This window comes from Amycolatopsis ruanii (genome assembly GCF_003385175.1).
Classification (GTDB): domain Bacteria; phylum Actinomycetota; class Actinomycetes; order Mycobacteriales; family Pseudonocardiaceae; genus Amycolatopsis_E; species Amycolatopsis_E thermalba.
On sequence record NZ_PQHY01000002.1, the window covers coordinates 17,592 to 33,388 of the forward strand.

The window sequence follows — 15,797 nt, forward strand, 5'->3', positions numbered from 1 at the left end:
AGGGTCAAGTTTTGATCACGTGTACTGCCGAGTCCTGCGGGCGATCGAAACACTTCGGAAACCTGCGGCCCCGCCTTTCGTGGTCTCGGATCACGACGTGTGGGGGCTGGCTGCAACCTCGGGGCTCATCCGCCGGCCGAAGTCGCCAACCTTTCCGCCCGGGACGAGTCGATAGCCATCGGATCAGGCGACGGGATGACCACCGAGAGCCCATCCTGCCAACGCAACCTGGTCTGCGTTCCCCAGCGGAGCCTGCCTGCCCGGCGAGGGCATCTTGTTCTTCTTCTTGCGGTGGCTGTGGGGCCGCCTGGCCTTCGTCGAACCGCCACGGGGGACCGGCGTCAGCCGCACGCCCGCGTCCGGCGGTTCGACGAGATGAGGGCCGAATGAGCGGCCCCGCAGGGGCCGCCTCGAACAAGTAAGGAAACTTTGAACACGCGTACGCCATGACCTCGTGGTGAGGGAGTTCCGGGCCAATGACTGATTGGCTCAGAATCCAGTCATAGCATCAGTGACCTGTTCATCGTGCCGCTTGGCTCGGGAAGATTGGCGCGCATGCCTCCGTTCGCTCCCACTGCCGGCCGCGGCGGAGGATGGCGCAGAGCTTGTCGGATCTGATTGAGGACTCATGACCCAGCCGGTCATACCGATGCGCGTCGTGTTGTGTGCGTCGGCAGTTGCGAGGAAGGCCCAGGGTGCATTGAAGTTGGGTATTGCGAACCAGGGCGTCCTGAGCGGCTTTCTGCGAACCAGAACCCTCCGGGCTGGTTTCGGTGCTTTCCTTGCTGGTTCTGCAGTTCTCGCAGCAAGGCCCGATGGGGCTCGTCGTACCCGCCGCCTTCCGTCAACCGATGCTGGTACTTCGTCCGCGGGGCGAAATCCAGTCCGTCTGTCCGCTCGTCGGTGAGAACGGCGTCGGGCAGCACGGCCACGCTATCGCCCGGGCGCAGCACATCAACTACGCGGTTGGATTCGCGGAGCGTGGGCATGGTGCTGGACGCCAGTTTCCAGGCTCCAGGTCAAGCGTCTTGTGGGGCTGCTCAATCGCCTGGGCCAGCACCGCTCGGAGATCCGCGCCGGCTGCTAGACGAGTAATGCGTAAGTCGGGGTGGTAGCGAAGACGGACGAAGGGTGTTCAAGATCAGTTTGTGACGACCGATTTGAACACCCTTCTGACCGCACTGTACGTCAAGATCGACGACCGCCTCGCTGATAGGCGTCGGATGGGCAGACCTGCGAAGCTCACCGACGCGGAATTGGTCACCCTGGCCGTGGCTCAGGCGCTGCTGGGGTTCACCTCGGAGGCCCGGTGGCTGCGGTTCCTGCCTACCCGGATGCCTGGTGCCTTCCGGAGCCTGCCCGGCCAGTCCGGCTACAACCGTCGTCTGCGCGCTGCGTTACCACTGGTCAAGCAGGTGATGCGCTGGTTGGCGACGGACACCGACCTGTGGACCGACAACACCTGGATCGTCGACTCCACTCCGGTCGAATGCGGACGCTCCCTGCCCACCGTGAAGCGCTCGGAACTGGCCGGCTGGGCCAAGTACGGCTACTGCCGCTCGCACTCGCGCTGGTTCTGGGGCTTGCGCCTGCACCTGGTCTGCACCCCGGCCGGACTGCCCATCGCCTGGGCGTTGGCCGATCCGAAGATCGACGAGCGGCAGGTACTCATGGCCATCTGCGACCACGAACCCCACCTGCTCGCCGAACGCCCCGGACTGCTGATCATCGCCGACAAGGGCTACGTCTCCCGAGAACTCGACCACTACCTCGCCGAGCGCGGCGTCCGGCTGATCCGACTGTCCTACCGCAACCGAATCCCGCACCCCGGTGAGCCGCTACTCAAGTCCATCCGCCAGCTCATCGAGTCGGTCAACGACACGCTCAAAGGCCAGTTGGACCTGGAACGGCACGGTGGGCGCACCATCGAGGGCGTCGGCATCCGCATCGCCCAACGTCTCCTGGCCCTGACCGCGGCCATCTGGCACAACCGCGCCACCGGCCAACCCGTCACCCGATCCCTCACCGCCTACGACCACTGACACAGTTACGCATTACTCGTCTAGCCCAAGCACACGGCGATTCGCGTCCCGGGGGCGCGTGAGTTGAGGCTCGCCCCCGCTGGCGGCTCGGCCCGCCGTCGAAAGGCCCAAAACGAGGGTTGAGCATGGGGACGCGCAGCACAAAGCCCCTGGTCAATGGCTCTACCAGGGGCTTTGTGCCCCCGGCAGGATTCGAACCTGCGACACCCGCTTTAGGAGAGCGGTGCTCTATCCCCTGAGCTACGAGGGCTGGCCGCCTCAGCGTAGCGGGTCCGGGGCGCCCCTATGTGCGTGACCTCCGCCTCGGTCGAGCGCGGCTGGCCGATCGCCGCCTCGGTCGAGTGCGGTCAGCCGCGCCATGGTGCTGCCGGGGGCGCAACCCGGCCGCCCCAAACCACCTACGAAAGGCGCAACCACCCCGGGTGATCAGCGTATCGACGTCCGCGCTACCACTGGGTAACCTTCCGTGATCGGGACGCGGACACCCCGCTCCACCGACCGTTCGGAGGGCTTAGTTGATCAAGCTCATGTTCGCCGACGACGAGGATCTCGTGCGGGCCAGTCTCCGCGGCATGATGGCCGGCGCGCCGGACATCGAGGTGGTCGGTGAAGCGAACGACGGGCGCTCGGCGGTCGAGACGGCACGGCGCCTCCACCCGGACGTCGTCCTGCTCGACATCAAGATGCGGGCCCCCGACGATGGCATCCGCGCGCTCCGCGCGATCCTCGAGCTGCCCAACCCGCCCGCCGCGGCCATGCTGACCACCTTCGACATGGACGAGTACGTCAGCCTGGCCCTCCGGCTCGGCGCGAACGGCTTCCTCCTCAAGGACATCGAGCCCGCGGCACTCCTCCGCGCCGTCCGCGACCTCGCGAGAGGCGGCGCCGTCCTCGACCCCGGTGTCGCCGCGCGCATGGTGCGCGCCCACCGCGAAGGACAACGCGCCGCTCAGCCGGCGCGCAAGTTACTCGCCTCACTTTCCGAGCGGGAGCGCGAAGTCGTCGCCCTGATCGGGCAGGGCCTGTCCAATGCCGAGATCGGCGGCAAACTCCACCTGTCCGAGGCCACCGTCAAGGGCTACGTCTCGGCGGTCCTGTCGAAGATCGGCGCCGCGAACCGGGTCCAGGCCGCCCTGCTCGCCTACCGCGGCGGGCTGCTGGACCAGTGACTTCTTAGGCGGGTCTCAGCACCGTCCGCAACACTGTCTACATGCGCATTCTCGTTGTCGACGACGATCGGGCGGTCCGGGAGTCGCTCCGGCGGTCGCTGGAGTTCAACGGCTACCAGGTGGAGCTGGCGGGCGACGGCGCCCAGGCTCTGGAGCGCGTGATCGCCGACCGGCCGGACGCCATGATCCTCGACGTCATGATGCCCCGGCTGGACGGGCTGGAGGTGGCCCGGCGCCTGCGCAGCACCGGTGACGACCTGCCGATCCTCGTGCTGACCGCCCGCGACACGGTGTCCGACCGCGTCTCCGGTCTCGACGCCGGCGCCGACGACTACCTCCCGAAGCCCTTCGCGCTGGAGGAGCTCCTCGCCCGCCTCCGCGCGCTCCTGCGCCGCGCCTCCCGCGAGGCCCAGACGCCCCCGGACGCCGAGAAGCTCACCTTCGCCGACCTGACGCTCGACCCGGGCACCCGCGAGGTCCGCCGCGGCGACCGCGACATCAGCCTCACCCGCACCGAGTTCGCGCTGCTCGAGCTGTTCATGTCGTACCCGAAGCACGTCCTCACGCGCGGCCGCATCCTCGAGGAGGTGTGGGGCTACGACTTCCCGACCTCGGGCAACGCGCTGGAGGTCTACGTCGGTTACCTGCGCCGCAAGACCGAGGCCGGCGGTGAGCCGCGCCTGATCCACACCGTCCGCGGCGTCGGGTACGTGCTGCGGGAAACCCCGCCGTGAGCCAAGCCGTGACCGAACCGGTGCCCGTGATCCGCGTGGACAACGGTTCAGCTCCCCGGCGGATGTCGCTGCGGGCGCGTGTCACCCTGCTGGCCGCGGCGTGCGTCGCGGGGGTGCTGGCGCTGGTTTCGCTGGGCGCCTACATCACCGTCTACAACAACCTGTACCAGCAGGTCGACGACGAGCTGATCCAGCAGGCGAACAGCGTCATCAACGATCCGCAGGTCGTGCAGACCGGCGGCCTGCGCATCCCCACCTACATCACCCGCCTGGTCGACGTGCGCTTCGACCTGATCGTCGCCGACGGCACGTCCGCGTTCGAGTCGGCGCCGTCGATGCGGCCGCCGATCGGGCTCGACGAGCGCGAGGTGGCCAGCGGCCAGAAGACCTCGTCGATCCGCACCGACCAGAACACCGACTCGCGCGTGCTCGCCGTGCCCTACCGCTACCAGCCGGGCGTGGCGCTGGTGCTGTCGCAACCACTCGACGCGACCAAACAGACCCTGCGCGAGCTGGCGGTGGTCCTCGCGCTGATCGGCGGTGGCGGGATCGTGGTCGCCGCGCTCGCCGGGACGGCCGTGGCCCGCACCGGGCTCAGACCAGTCGAACGGCTGACCTCGGCGACCGAGCACATCGCCCGGACCGGTGACCTGCGCCCGATCCCGATCAGCGGCGACGACGAGCTGGCCCGGCTGACGCACAGCTTCAACACGATGCTCGGCGCCGTCGCCGAGTCGCAGGACCGGCAGAGACAGCTCGTCGCCGACGCCGGTCACGAGCTGCGCACCCCGCTCACGTCCCTGCGCACGAACCTCGAGCTGCTGCTGTCCGCCAGCCGCTCGGGCGCGCCGTCGCTGTCGGAGAAGGACCGCGCGGAGATCGAGACCGACATCAAGGCCCAGCTGGACGAGCTGACCCAGCTCATCGGCGACCTCGTCGAGCTGGCCCGGCAGGACGAGCCGCGTACCGCGTTCGAGCGCGTCGAGCTGGTCGAGGTCGTCGAACGCGCCCTGGACCGCGCCCGCCGCCGCGCCGGCGAGATCGAGTTCGACGTCGCGCTCCAGCCGTGGGTCGTCACCGGCGACGCCGGCGCCCTCGAACGCGCGGTGCTGAACCTGCTGGACAACGCGGTCAAGTTCTCCCCGCCCGAGTCCCGCGTGCGGGTCCGGATGTACCCGCTGGGCGACGGCACCGCGGTCATCGAGGTCGCCGACTCCGGTCCGGGCATCGCCGACGAGGACCTGCCGCGCGTGTTCGACCGCTTCTACCGCTCGTCCGAGGCCCGCACCCTGCCCGGATCCGGTTTGGGGCTGGCGATCGTCAAGCAGGCCGCCGAGCGCCACGGTGGCGTCGCGTACGCCGGCCGCGCCCCGGAGGGTGGTGCTCTGCTGAACCTGCGTCTGCCCGGTTCGCCCGGCTGACCACATCCTGCGCTTGTTGATTCGTGTAGGATTTTGTGTAGTTGTTGGGCGATGGGAGCGATGGTGCTGGCGCGGCAGCGGCAGGCGATGATCCTCGAAGAGGCGCGGCGGACCGGCGCGGTCCGCGTGAGCGACCTCGTCAGCAGGCTCGGCGTGTCCGACATGACCATCCGCCGCGACCTGGACGTGCTCGCCGGCCGCGGTCTGGTGGAGAAGGTCTACGGCGGTGCGACCGCCGTCGTCGGGCCGAGCACGGAGGAGCCCGGGTTCGAGGCCAAGTCCGTGCGGCAGCAGGCCCAGAAGGAGGCCATCGCGAGCGTCGCCGCCGAGCTGGTCCAGCCGGGCACCGCGATCGGCCTGTCCGCCGGCACGACCACGTGGACGCTCGCCCGCGCGCTGGACGGGGTGCCCGGGCTGACGATCGTCACCAACTCGATCCACGTCGCCGACGTGCTGCGCGCGTCGTCCGCGCCGGACCGCACGGTGGTGCTCACCGGCGGCGTCCGCACGCCCTCCGACGCGCTGGTCGGGCCGGTCGCCGTGCACAGCCTGCGCCGACTGCACCTGGACCAGGTGTTCCTCGGCGTGCACGGCATGGCCGAGGGCCCCGGCTTCACCACGCCCAACCTGACCGAGAGCGAGACCGACCGCGCGCTGGTGGAGTCCGGGCGGCGGCTGGTCGTGCTCGCCGACTCGTCCAAGTGGGGTGTGGTGGGCATTTCCACGATCGCCGAGCTCGACGAAGCGCACGTCGTGGTGAGCGACGACGGGCTGGGCGAGGCGGCGCGCGACGTTCTGGCCGAGCACGTGGGTGAGCTGAAGGTCGCACCCGTCAACGAGGACACGGAGGAAGAGTGAGGCGGACGCTTCGCCACCTTGCCGACGGCAGGGAGATCATCTACTTCGACGAGGGCGAGAACACCCCGTCCCGCACGGCGGAGGACACGCGCGACCTGCCCGCGGTGGCCGCCAGCTCGGAGATCCGCCTCGACCCGCTGACCGGCGAGTGGGTGGCGATGGCCGCGCACCGGCAGACCCGCACGTACAAGCCGCCGGCCGACCTGTGCCCGTTGTGCCCGAGCAAGCCGGGCAAGCCGAGCGAGATCCCCGAACCCGACTACGACGTGGTCGTGTTCGAGAACCGGTTCCCCTCCTTCGAGGAGGGCGCCACCGGTGAGCGGTCCACACTGGACGGTCTCGGGCTCGTGCGGACCGCGCCGGGCAAGGGGCGCTGCGAGGTCGTCTGCTTCACCAGTGACCACAATGGATCGTTCGCGCAGCTGAGCCCGTCGCGGGTGCGCACGGTCGTCGAGGCGTGGGCCGACCGCACGGCCGCGCTGTCCGAGATCGACGGGCTGGAGCAGGTCTTCCCGTTCGAGAACCGGGGCGAGGAGATCGGCGTGACGCTGCACCACCCGCACGGCCAGATCTACGGCTACCCGTTCGTGACGCCGAAGACGCGCCGCATGCTCGACGTCGCCCGGGCCTACCAGGAGGAACACGGCCGCCCGGTGCTCGGTGACGTGCTGGCCGCCGAGCGGAAGACCGGCACGCGCGTGATCGCGGAGGGGCGGTACTGGACGGCGTTCGTCCCGCCCGCGGCGCGGTGGCCGGTGCACGTGCAGGTCGTGCCGCACCGCCAGGTGCCCGACATCCCGGCGCTCACCGACGCCGAACGCGACGACTTCGCCGAGGTCTACCTCGACGTGCTGCGCCGCTGCGACGGGCTCTACAACCGGCCGCTGCCCTACATCGCCGGCTGGCACCAGGCGCCCGTCCGGATCGACCGCGGGCTGGGCTGGCTGCACCTCGAGCTGTTCTCCATCCTGCGTGCGCCGGACAAGCTGAAGTACCTCGCCGGGTCCGAATCGGGCGAGGCGGTGTGGATCAACGACGCCACGCCGGAGCAGATCGCGGAACGTCTCCGCGCGGTGGGCTGACACCGGCGGCATACTCATGCGTGACCCTCAGGCTGGGCTCAGCCCGCTCTCAGGACCGACACGCATGGTAGGGACATGACCGAGAACGACCCCAGCGCACCGCACGACGGCGGTGCCCAGCGGGACCCCGGCGCGCAGCAGTCGCCGGAGGACGCGAAGACGCCCGCGCGCGGAACGCCGCTCGGCTCGGGGCCGCAGCCGAGCCCGTGGTCGGCACAGGGAGCCGCGCAGCAGGCCGCTCCTGAGCAGGCGCGCGGCGCGTATGCGCCGGGTGGGCAGCAGACTGGTGGGTACCCGTGGACGCCGCCGGGCGCGCAGCAGCAGTCGCCGTACGCGACGGCGACGATGACGGCTGTGCCGCAGCAGCGTCGGGGCCCGGGCAAGCTCGTGGCCGGGGTCGCGGTGCTCGCGTTGATCGTCGGTGGCGGAGCGGGTGCCGCCGGGGGGTACCTGACCGCGCAGAACACCGGTGGCGCGTCGTACAACGCGCTCGACCAGCCCGTGCCCGCGCAGCAGACGACGTCCGCGCCGGCCGGTTCGGTCGAGGCGGTGGCGCAGAAGCTGTCGCCGAGCGTGGTGGAGCTGCAGGTGTCCGGGCGGAGCGGGCAGGGCGAGGGCTCCGGGTTCGTGTTGTCGACCGACGGCTACATCCTGACCAACAACCACGTGGTGGAGGTCGCCGTGGACGGCGGCTCGATCCAGGCGGTGTTCCAGGACGGGACGAAGGCGACCGCGTCGATCGTGGGCCGCGACCCGACGACCGACGTCGCCGTGGTGAAGGTCAACGGGGTGAAGAACCTGACGCCGGTGGCGCTGGGCAATTCCGACGACCTGAACGTGGGCCAGTCGGTGGTGGCGATCGGGTCGCCGTTCGAGCTGGCCGGGACGGTCACGTCGGGCATCGTGAGCGCGCTGCACCGCCCGGTGCGGGCCGGTGGCAGCGAGGGCGACCAGACGACGGTGATGAGCGCGATCCAGACCGACGCGGCGATCAACCCGGGCAACTCGGGTGGTCCGCTGGCGAACCTGTCGGGTCAGGTGATCGGCATCAACTCGGCCATCTACAGCCCGCAGTCGTCCGGAATGGGCCAGACGGAGGCGACGAACGCCGGCATCGGCTTCGCGATCCCGATCAACCAGGCGCGGCGCACGGCGCAGGAGATCATCGACACCGGCAAGGCGACGCAGACGTTCATCGGGGCGAACGTCAGCGATGCGCAGCAGGGTGGGGCCACGATCGCGGGCGTGCAGGCCGGGAGCCCGGCCGAGCAGGCGGGCCTGAAGCAGGGCGACGTGGTGACGAAGGTCGAGGACCTGGTCATCAACGACGCGGACGGCCTCATCGCGGCCGTGCGAACCCGCGCCCCGGGCGACAAGGTGACTTTCACCCTGAGCGATGGGCGCACCGTGCAAGTGACGCTGGGCGGCCAACCGGTGCCGACGAACTGAGGTTGCTGTCTCCGGCCTGCTCGGTGGCCGGAGACGCGTCCGGCCGCTTCGGGGCGGCCGGAGGGGATGACAGACGCTCGGCCGCCCGGGGCGGCCGAGACCACTTGACCGGCTCCCCGGGGACGAGCCGGCAACCGAACCGCGTGCGACTGGAGGGATTCCGGTCGCGCGCGGTTTTCTCTTTGCCGCGATGTGAAATGACAGAACCTGCGGCGCTGTGGTGCTGTCACTGAAGTCGCCGACGCCGACCTCGCGAGGCGCCATGTGATCGACGTGGACTGGTGCCGGACAGATCTTCCGCGTGCCGTCGTTCACCAGGACCTGCTCTTCAGCTCGGCGTTGACGATATTCCAGCCGAGCAAGAACGACGTCTACCGTCGGATCGAGGAGTTGATGGGCGTCGGTTCCGATCCGGAAAACCGGTCAGCCGAAGCGCCGTTCGCGAGCGTGTGGACGGAAGCCGTGCGGTTGGACTCCGAGACCCGGTCGACGTTCCCGAGCTGCGTGCCAACATCGAACAAGTCGCCCGGGACCGGATCATGCAGCGGATCCGGGAGCGGTTCGCCGGCCATGGTTTGGCCGACCTGGTGGCGGAGATCCTGCGTGCGGAGGGTTATCACTGCACGGTGTCGACCCCGGGGCCTGATGGTGGGATGGACATCTACGCGGGACGTGGGCCCCTCTTGCTCGCACAGGTGAAATCCAACGAGGGACCGATCGGCTCGCAGGTCGTCACGCAGCTGCACGGGGTGATGGGCACACACGGTGCCGATCAGGGCCTGTTGGTCGCGTGGGGTGGGCTGAACCGCGAGGCGAGGCGCCATCTCGGGAACCATCCGCGTCCGAGTGTGCGACGCGAACGACGTGATCGACCGGTTGCTGCGGACCTACGACCGCTTACCGGGAAGCGTCCAGATTGAAGTGCCACTGCAGCGGGTGTGGATGCTCGTGGAGGAGTCCGAGGAATGGGTTTGGTCTCGCATGGCGGGCGAGGTCGCGTCGGGGTGTGACCACGGCGAGGGCTGCCGCTCGCGGGCGGGTGAATTTTGGCAGGCGGGGCGGTGGTTGAACCGAGCGGAGCCGCAACCAGCGCACGGCTGGCCCCGGTCGGGCCTGGCCCGACCGGGGCCGTAGTCAGCCCGGTGAGCATGATCGACCCCGACGGCGGGGCTGACACCTCCAGCATCGGCGGGCCGTGGATCCACCGCGTCGTCGGGACGCGGCGAATCGCGCCCCTGCGTCGCAGGAAGCGTTCGGGAGTGTTGGGTTCGGTCGAGGACCCCAGACGGCCGACGAAGGTGACGCGGAGGTGCGGCGGCGTGGACGCGCGCCGGGCCGCGAAGCCCAGCAGGCCACGGGCATGCGCACTGTGGCGGACGTCGGCTGTCCAGGCGCTGCCCGTGGTTACGGGGACCACTGTGTGCGGGAGGCCGGTTCAGCGGGCGTTGTGCGGGGGAGTCAGGTGGACGTCCTGGTTGAAGCGGCGCGGGCTGCAGGTCGCGGACATGGGGGCGGTGCGCCGTTGACGTCCGCGCCAGTCGCTCCGCCCCGGCCAGCCGCACCGCGTCCACTTCGGACAGGAGCCCGGGCGCCGGTGACGGTGTCGTGGGCGAACCGGTGGGCAGCTCGCTGGGGTCGTGGCGGGACGTCGTCGAGGAGCACGACCCCCGGCGGGAGGTGGTCAGGAGGCGGCGACGTGGGAATCGATGATCCCGGCGCCGCCCGTGGCGCGGGGCACCGGTCACGGGCGGCGCGGGCTACCTCGCAGTAGTGGCGACGTGCTCGTCAGACGTCGGTAACAACCGGATACCGTGTGCTCATGGAACGCAGTGCACAGCGGCTGGGCCGCGCGCTCGTGGTGATCGTGGACGACCGCGCGGCGCACGGCGAGCATGAGGACACCTCGGGCCCCCTGGTTCAGGAGCTGCTGGAGGAAGCCGGCTTCATCGTGGACGGCGTGGTGCTGGTGCACGCCGACACCGTGGCGATCCGCAACGCCCTCAACACCGCCGTGATCGGTGGTGTGGACCTCGTCATCACCGTCGGTGGCACCGGCGTGTCGCCGCGGGACGTCACCCCCGACGCGACGATCGGTGTGCTCGACCGCCCCATTCCCGGGATCGGCGAGGCTCTGCGCTCCTCCGGGCTCGCCGCCGGCGCGGTCGACGCGGGCATCTCGCGCGGCCTGGTCGGCGTATCGGGCAGCACGCTGGTGGTCAACCTGGCCGGCTCGCGCGCCGCGGTGCGCGACGGCATGGCGACGCTGTCCTCGCTCGTGCCCTACGTGATCGACCAGCTCTCCGGCCTCGACGAGTCCTGATGTCCGGGGAGGACCGGGAGCGCAAGCCTCCCCGCGACCGGCGCAAGCTGGAGGAGATCTTCGGGGAGGTCCTCCCGGACACGACGTCCGACGAGCGCGAGCCGGAGCGCCCGGCCCGCGACGAGGACGCCTGGTACCGCGAGAACCGGCCACCCCACCACGGCGGTTAGCCGCAGCCCGGCCCTGTCGGGAGGCCAGGTGTCGGCCCGCCCGGGAGGCCGCCACCAACGGCTTTCTCGGAGACGCCTGTGGGGCTTGAGGTGTGCTTGGGTCGGCCATGGTGTTTCAGGGCCGTTGACCTCGTCCTGGGCTGGCGCGCCCCTGTGTGACGGGTGCCGGAGCTGAGTGGCCTGCTTGGTACCGGGATCGGCGGCCCGGCGACCGGCTCCTGCGCGGCCGGGAGCGCCAGGGCTGACCGGCCTGCTCCGGGCCCAGGGTGCCCGGAGCAGGCAAAAGGGCCTCAGTCGCGGGCTTCGGTGCGGCTGCTGACCTGGCCGTTGGCTCCGCTCTGCTGGCGCAGCAGGTCGCGGATCTCCGTCAGCAGCTCGACGTCCGTCGGCTCGGCGGGGCCCTCCTCCTGGCCCCGCTTGCGGCGCTCCTGGATCTTCTTCATCGGCAGGACCAGCAGGAAGTAGACCACCACGGCCACGATCACGAAGTTGATCGCCGCGTTGATCACGCCGCCGAAGTCGAGGAACGTGGAGTCGTTCTCGCGCAGGACGTTGAACCCCAGGCCCTTCGCGGCGTCCGAGCCGCCGATGGCGTTGATCAGCGGCTTGATCAGCCCGTTCGTGAACGCCGTGACGATCGCGGTGAACGCCGTCCCGATGACGACCGCGACCGCCAGCTCGATGACGTTGCCGCGCATCAGGAAGTCCTTGAAGCCCTTGAGCATGTGCACTCCTCTCCTCCGGAAACGGCTAACGGAGGGTAACCGCTACCGGGTTCTGGAGTGACATCGCGGCCACCTCCCTGGCCGTGTCCTCCGGCAACGACAGGACCACCAGCGGCCCGTCGCGCGCGCTCGCCAGGCGTCCGGCCGAGGCCGGCGGCGGCCGCACCGTCAGCACGGTCGCCATGCTGGCCAGCACTTTCCTGCTCTGCGCCGACTCGTCGAGGGTGACCACGTCGACGCGCATACCGGGGCTCAGCAGGTCGGCGACACCGGTGTCCGCGAGCCGGACCGGCACCGCGGCGAACGCAAGATCACCCGTGAAGGGGACAGGTACGGAGGGTGGCGGCGGCTCGGCCCGCGGCTCGGCCGCGTCCGGGCGTGCGGCCAGGACCGCCGCGGTGATCAGCAGACCGGCGGCGACCAGCTTGCGCAGCCGGTGCCACCGTCGTCCGCCGAAGCGGGGCCGGAGCCGGTTCCAGCGGGCACACGGATCGAAGCGCATGGCGAAGCACCCCCAGTCGTCGGATGCGACGGCGGTGTGCCGTCGACGGAATCGACGCTAGGGGTGCTGACACCCGGCGGAAAGACGCGGATCTGGCAGCTGTGGATAACTGGGTACTTGTGGATAACTCAGCGGTCAGGAAGCCGCGGCGGCCGCCGTTGTCGTACCGCTCGACGAAGATGAGGAGGCAGAGCTGCTCTTGCTCTCGCTGGACGTGCTCGACGAGCTTGACGAGCTGGACGAGGAGGTGGACGACGTCGATGAGGACGACGAAGAACGCGAGTCGGTCCGGTAGAAGCCGGAGCCCTTGAAGATCACGCCGACCGCTCCGTAGAGCTTGCGCAGCGGGCCGGTGCACTCCGGGCACTCGGTCAGGCTGGCATCGGAGAACGACTGCACGGCCTCGAAACGGTGGCCGCACTCCTTGCAGGCGTACTGGTACGTGGGCACAGGTGCTCCTTCGCGCATTGGCACTCGATCCGCAAGAGTGCTAACGCAATTGTGCTGGACACCATTCCCTCAGCGCAAACAAGGGTTGGTCACAGTGGCAGCCGCACGTGCCCGCGGCCGGGGGTGAGCGCCCCGGTCATGAGCACGTCGTGCGCCTCCGCGGGCAGCCGTTCGACCAGCTCAGCGTCCCGCACCACGGCTACCAGGTCGGCGCCGGGCGCGGCGTGCGCCAGCGACCGGTCGTAGAACCCGGCGCCCCGGCCCAGACGCACGCCGCGGTGGTCGACGGCCATGGCGGGTAGCAGCACCAGCCCGGCCGCGGCCAGCGCCTCCGGGCCCAGGAACGGGCCGGTCGGCTCGAGGATGCGGCGCAACCGGCCGGCGCGCAGGCTCGCGGTGCCCGTGTACTCGGCCCATTCCAGTGGCCCGGGTTCGGCGGGAATCACCGGGAGCAGCACCCGCGCGCCGCGCTCGCGCAGCACGTCGAGCAGGCCGATCGAGCCCGGCTCGGTGCCGAACGGGACGTAGCCGCACACGGTGTCCGGGAGTGACATCGCGGACACCGCGCGGACCAGCGCGGCGGTCTCGGCGACCCGTTGCTGCACGGAGACGGCGGCGCGGGCGGCCGACAGCTCGGCGCGCCACTCGGCCTTCGTCACCTCGTCATTGCGCTGCGCACCCATGTACGCAGGTTAGGCTTGGCGCCTATGACGGGCGCCTTCGACAACCACTCGTTCCGAACCGCAATCGTCCCCGCCGCGGGCCTGGGGACCCGGTTCCTGCCGACGACGAAAGCGGTTCCCAAGGAGTTGCTCCCGGTGGTGGACACGCCGGGGATCGAGATCGTCGCGAGCGAAGCCGCGCAGGCCGGGGCGAAACGGCTGGTGATCGTCACCTCGCCGGGCAAGGAGTCGGTCGTCAGCTACTTCCGGCCCGCGCCCGAGCTGGAGGCGAACCTCGAGCGCAAGGGCAAGACCGCGCTGCTGGAGAAGGTCCGGCGCGGTCCGGAGCTGATCGAGGTCGAGGTCGCGATCCAGGAGGAGGCGCTCGGCCTCGGGCACGCGGTGGCGCAGGCCGAGCCGAACCTGACCGACGAGGACGAGGCCGTCGCGGTGCCGCTGCCCGACGACCTGGTGCTGCCCGCCGGCGTGCTCTCGAAGATGGCCGAGGTGCGCGCCGAGCACGGCGGCAGCGTGCTGTGCGCGTTCGACATCCCGAAGGAGCAGATCTCGCCCTACGGCGTGTTCGACGTCACGGACACCGGCGACCCCGACGTCAAGCAGGTGCACGGCATGGTCGAGAAGCCCTCGCCGGAGGAGGCGCCGTCCACCTACGCCGCGGCCGGCCGCTACCTCCTCGACCGGGCGATCTTCGACGCCCTGCGTCGCATCGAACCGGGCGCGGGTGGTGAACTGCAGCTCACCGATGCCGTCGCGCTGCTGATCGAGGAGGGCCACCCCGTGCACATCGTCGTCCACCGCGGCGGGCGGCACGACCTGGGCAACCCCGGCGGTTTCCTCAAGGCGGCCGTCGACTTCGCCCTCGACGACCCGGACTACGGGCCCGAGCTGCGGAACTGGCTGACCGAACGACTCGGGACCGATCGCTGATGACCGACCCCACCCCGGAGCCCGACCAGGCCGAGCAGGACCTCCGCTCGGTCGACGAGCAGATCGCCCGCGTCCTGCAGGCCGCGGTGCGCCCGCGACCCGTCCGCGTCGCGATCTCCGAAGCCCAGGGCCTGCTCTGCGCCGAGGAGGTCGTGGCCGAGCACGCGTTGCCCGGCTTCGACCAGGCCGCCGTCGACGGGTACGCGGTGCGCAGCGTGGACGTGCGCACCGACGGCGACGATCCCGTCCAGCTCCCGGTGGTGGGGGAGATCCCGGCCGGCTCACGGCAGCCCCGGCGGCTGCAGCCCGGGCAGGCGGTCCGGGTCGCCACCGGAGCGCCGCTGCCGACCCTCGCCGACGCCGTCGTGCCGACCGCCTTCACCGACGGCCACCCGGCCAAGGTGACGATCCACCGGTCGGTGCCGTCCGCCGCCTACGTGCGCCGGACCGGCGAGGACGTGCAGATCGGCGACGTGGCCGTCCGCCAGGGCGACACGATCGGCGCGGCGCAGGTCGGACTGCTCGCGGCGGTCGGCCGCTCGAAGGTGCTGGTCTACCCGCGGCCGCGGGTGTCGATCGTGTCGGTGGGCGACGAGCTGGTCGACATCGACCGCACCCCGAGCACCGGCCAGGTCTACGACGTGAACTCCTACGCCCTCGCGGCCGCGGCGCGCGACGCCGGAGCGGAGGTCAGCCGCGTGGGGATCGTGCCGAGCGATCCGAAGCGGCTGCGTGAGGTGGTCGAGGGCCGGCTGCTGATGTCCGAGGTCGTCGTGGTCGCGGGCGGGGCGGGTGGCACCGCCGGCGACGAGGTGCAGGCGGCCCTGTCCGACCTCGGCGAGATCGACATGACCCGCGTGGGCATGCACCCGGGGTCGGCGCAGGGCTTCGGTCGGCTCGGCCCGGATGCGGTGCCGACCTTCCTGATCCCGGCCAACCCGATGAGCGCGCTGGTCGTGTTCGAGGTGCTGATCCGGCCGCTGATCCGCGCCGCGCGCGGCACCCGCAACCCGCATCGCCGCACGGTCAGCGCGCGGTTGCTGTCACCGGTGTCGTCCACGAAGGGCCGCCGCGGGTACCTGCGCGGCCAGCTGTTGCGCGACGAGAGCACCGGCGAGTACCTGGTGCAGCCGCTCGGCACGTCCGGCGCGCACCTGCTCGCGTCGCTGGCCGAAGCGAACTGCCTGGTCAACGTTGACGAGGACCTCACCGAGGTGCCCGCGGGCGAGCAGGTCAAGGTGACCTTCCTGGCCCAGCGGGGTTAG

Annotated in this window: 16 protein-coding genes and 1 tRNA gene; 12 read left to right on the top strand and 5 right to left on the bottom strand. The window is 70.6% G+C overall.

The features are described 5' to 3' along the window. The first annotated feature begins 1,148 nt into the window (after positions 1 to 1,148). On the top strand, positions 1,149 to 2,042 hold the full coding sequence (locus D0D28_RS01195; protein WP_116109393.1) for an IS982 family transposase: 894 nt from the start codon (positions 1,149 to 1,151) through the stop codon (positions 2,040 to 2,042). A gap of 177 nt (positions 2,043 to 2,219) precedes the next feature. Here D0D28_RS01195 and D0D28_RS01200 read toward each other — a convergent pair. Further along, a tRNA-Arg gene (locus D0D28_RS01200) sits at positions 2,220 to 2,292 on the bottom strand. A 265-nt stretch (positions 2,293 to 2,557) separates the two neighbouring features. Between D0D28_RS01200 and D0D28_RS01205 the strand changes: the two genes are divergently transcribed. The 9 genes from D0D28_RS01205 (at position 2,558) to D0D28_RS35980 (ending at position 11,245) form a co-directional block, all read left to right on the top strand. Next, entirely contained in the window at positions 2,558 to 3,211 is a 654-nt protein-coding gene (locus D0D28_RS01205) for a response regulator (protein WP_094004501.1), read from the top strand. A 41-nt stretch (positions 3,212 to 3,252) separates the two neighbouring features. Next, positions 3,253 to 3,945 (top strand): response regulator transcription factor, encoded by a 693-nt coding sequence (locus D0D28_RS01210; RefSeq protein ID WP_094004502.1) that lies wholly within the window; start codon positions 3,253 to 3,255, stop codon positions 3,943 to 3,945. Between the two features lie 62 nt (positions 3,946 to 4,007). Continuing rightward, on the top strand, positions 4,008 to 5,366 hold the full coding sequence (locus tag D0D28_RS01215) for a sensor histidine kinase (RefSeq protein ID WP_116109490.1): 1,359 nt from the start codon (positions 4,008 to 4,010) through the stop codon (positions 5,364 to 5,366). A 60-nt stretch (positions 5,367 to 5,426) separates the two neighbouring features. Next, entirely contained in the window at positions 5,427 to 6,224 is a 798-nt protein-coding gene (locus D0D28_RS01220; RefSeq protein ID WP_162830560.1) for a DeoR/GlpR family DNA-binding transcription regulator, read from the top strand. Further along, complete coding sequence (gene galT / locus D0D28_RS01225; RefSeq protein WP_116109396.1) at positions 6,221 to 7,306, top strand: galactose-1-phosphate uridylyltransferase; 1,086 nt, start codon at positions 6,221 to 6,223, stop codon at positions 7,304 to 7,306. Before D0D28_RS01220 ends, galT begins: the two co-directional genes overlap by 4 nt. Before the next feature lie 75 nt (positions 7,307 to 7,381). Then, positions 7,382 to 8,755: a S1C family serine protease gene (locus D0D28_RS01230; RefSeq protein WP_116109398.1), complete on the top strand. Its 1,374-nt coding sequence runs from the start codon at positions 7,382 to 7,384 to the stop codon at positions 8,753 to 8,755. Between the two features lie 539 nt (positions 8,756 to 9,294). Continuing rightward, positions 9,295 to 9,675, top strand: a complete 381-nt coding sequence (locus D0D28_RS37555; protein WP_116109403.1) for a restriction endonuclease — start codon at positions 9,295 to 9,297, stop codon at positions 9,673 to 9,675. 899 nt (positions 9,676 to 10,574) lie between these two features. Continuing rightward, positions 10,575 to 11,075: a MogA/MoaB family molybdenum cofactor biosynthesis protein gene (locus D0D28_RS01245; protein WP_017984989.1), complete on the top strand. Its 501-nt coding sequence runs from the start codon at positions 10,575 to 10,577 to the stop codon at positions 11,073 to 11,075. Continuing rightward, a complete protein-coding gene (locus tag D0D28_RS35980; RefSeq protein WP_094004506.1) occupies positions 11,075 to 11,245 on the top strand; it encodes a hypothetical protein in 171 nt (56 codons plus the stop codon). Before D0D28_RS01245 ends, D0D28_RS35980 begins: the two co-directional genes overlap by 1 nt. Before the next feature lie 290 nt (positions 11,246 to 11,535). Here the strand turns inward: D0D28_RS35980 and mscL are convergent, their stop codons facing one another. The 4 genes from mscL to D0D28_RS01265 form a co-directional block, all read right to left on the bottom strand. Beyond that, entirely contained in the window at positions 11,536 to 11,970 is a 435-nt protein-coding gene (gene mscL, locus D0D28_RS01250; protein WP_116109406.1) for a large-conductance mechanosensitive channel protein MscL, read from the bottom strand. Positions 11,971 to 11,995: 25 nt separating this feature from the next. Next, entirely contained in the window at positions 11,996 to 12,472 is a 477-nt protein-coding gene (locus D0D28_RS01255; protein ID WP_116109408.1) for a hypothetical protein, read from the bottom strand. Positions 12,473 to 12,607: 135 nt separating this feature from the next. Continuing rightward, positions 12,608 to 12,922, bottom strand: coding sequence for an FmdB family zinc ribbon protein (locus tag D0D28_RS01260; RefSeq protein ID WP_094004509.1), 315 nt, complete (start codon positions 12,920 to 12,922; stop codon positions 12,608 to 12,610). Positions 12,923 to 13,011: 89 nt separating this feature from the next. Continuing rightward, entirely contained in the window at positions 13,012 to 13,605 is a 594-nt protein-coding gene (locus tag D0D28_RS01265) for a 5-formyltetrahydrofolate cyclo-ligase (RefSeq protein ID WP_116109411.1), read from the bottom strand. A 24-nt stretch (positions 13,606 to 13,629) separates the two neighbouring features. Between D0D28_RS01265 and D0D28_RS01270 the strand changes: the two genes are divergently transcribed. Both D0D28_RS01270 and glp read left to right on the top strand, forming a co-directional pair. After that, on the top strand, positions 13,630 to 14,532 hold the full coding sequence (locus D0D28_RS01270; protein ID WP_116109414.1) for a UTP--glucose-1-phosphate uridylyltransferase: 903 nt from the start codon (positions 13,630 to 13,632) through the stop codon (positions 14,530 to 14,532). Beyond that, a complete protein-coding gene (glp, locus tag D0D28_RS01275) occupies positions 14,532 to 15,797 on the top strand; it encodes a molybdotransferase-like divisome protein Glp (RefSeq protein ID WP_116109416.1) in 1,266 nt (421 codons plus the stop codon). The genes D0D28_RS01270 and glp overlap by 1 nt, the downstream gene beginning before the upstream one ends.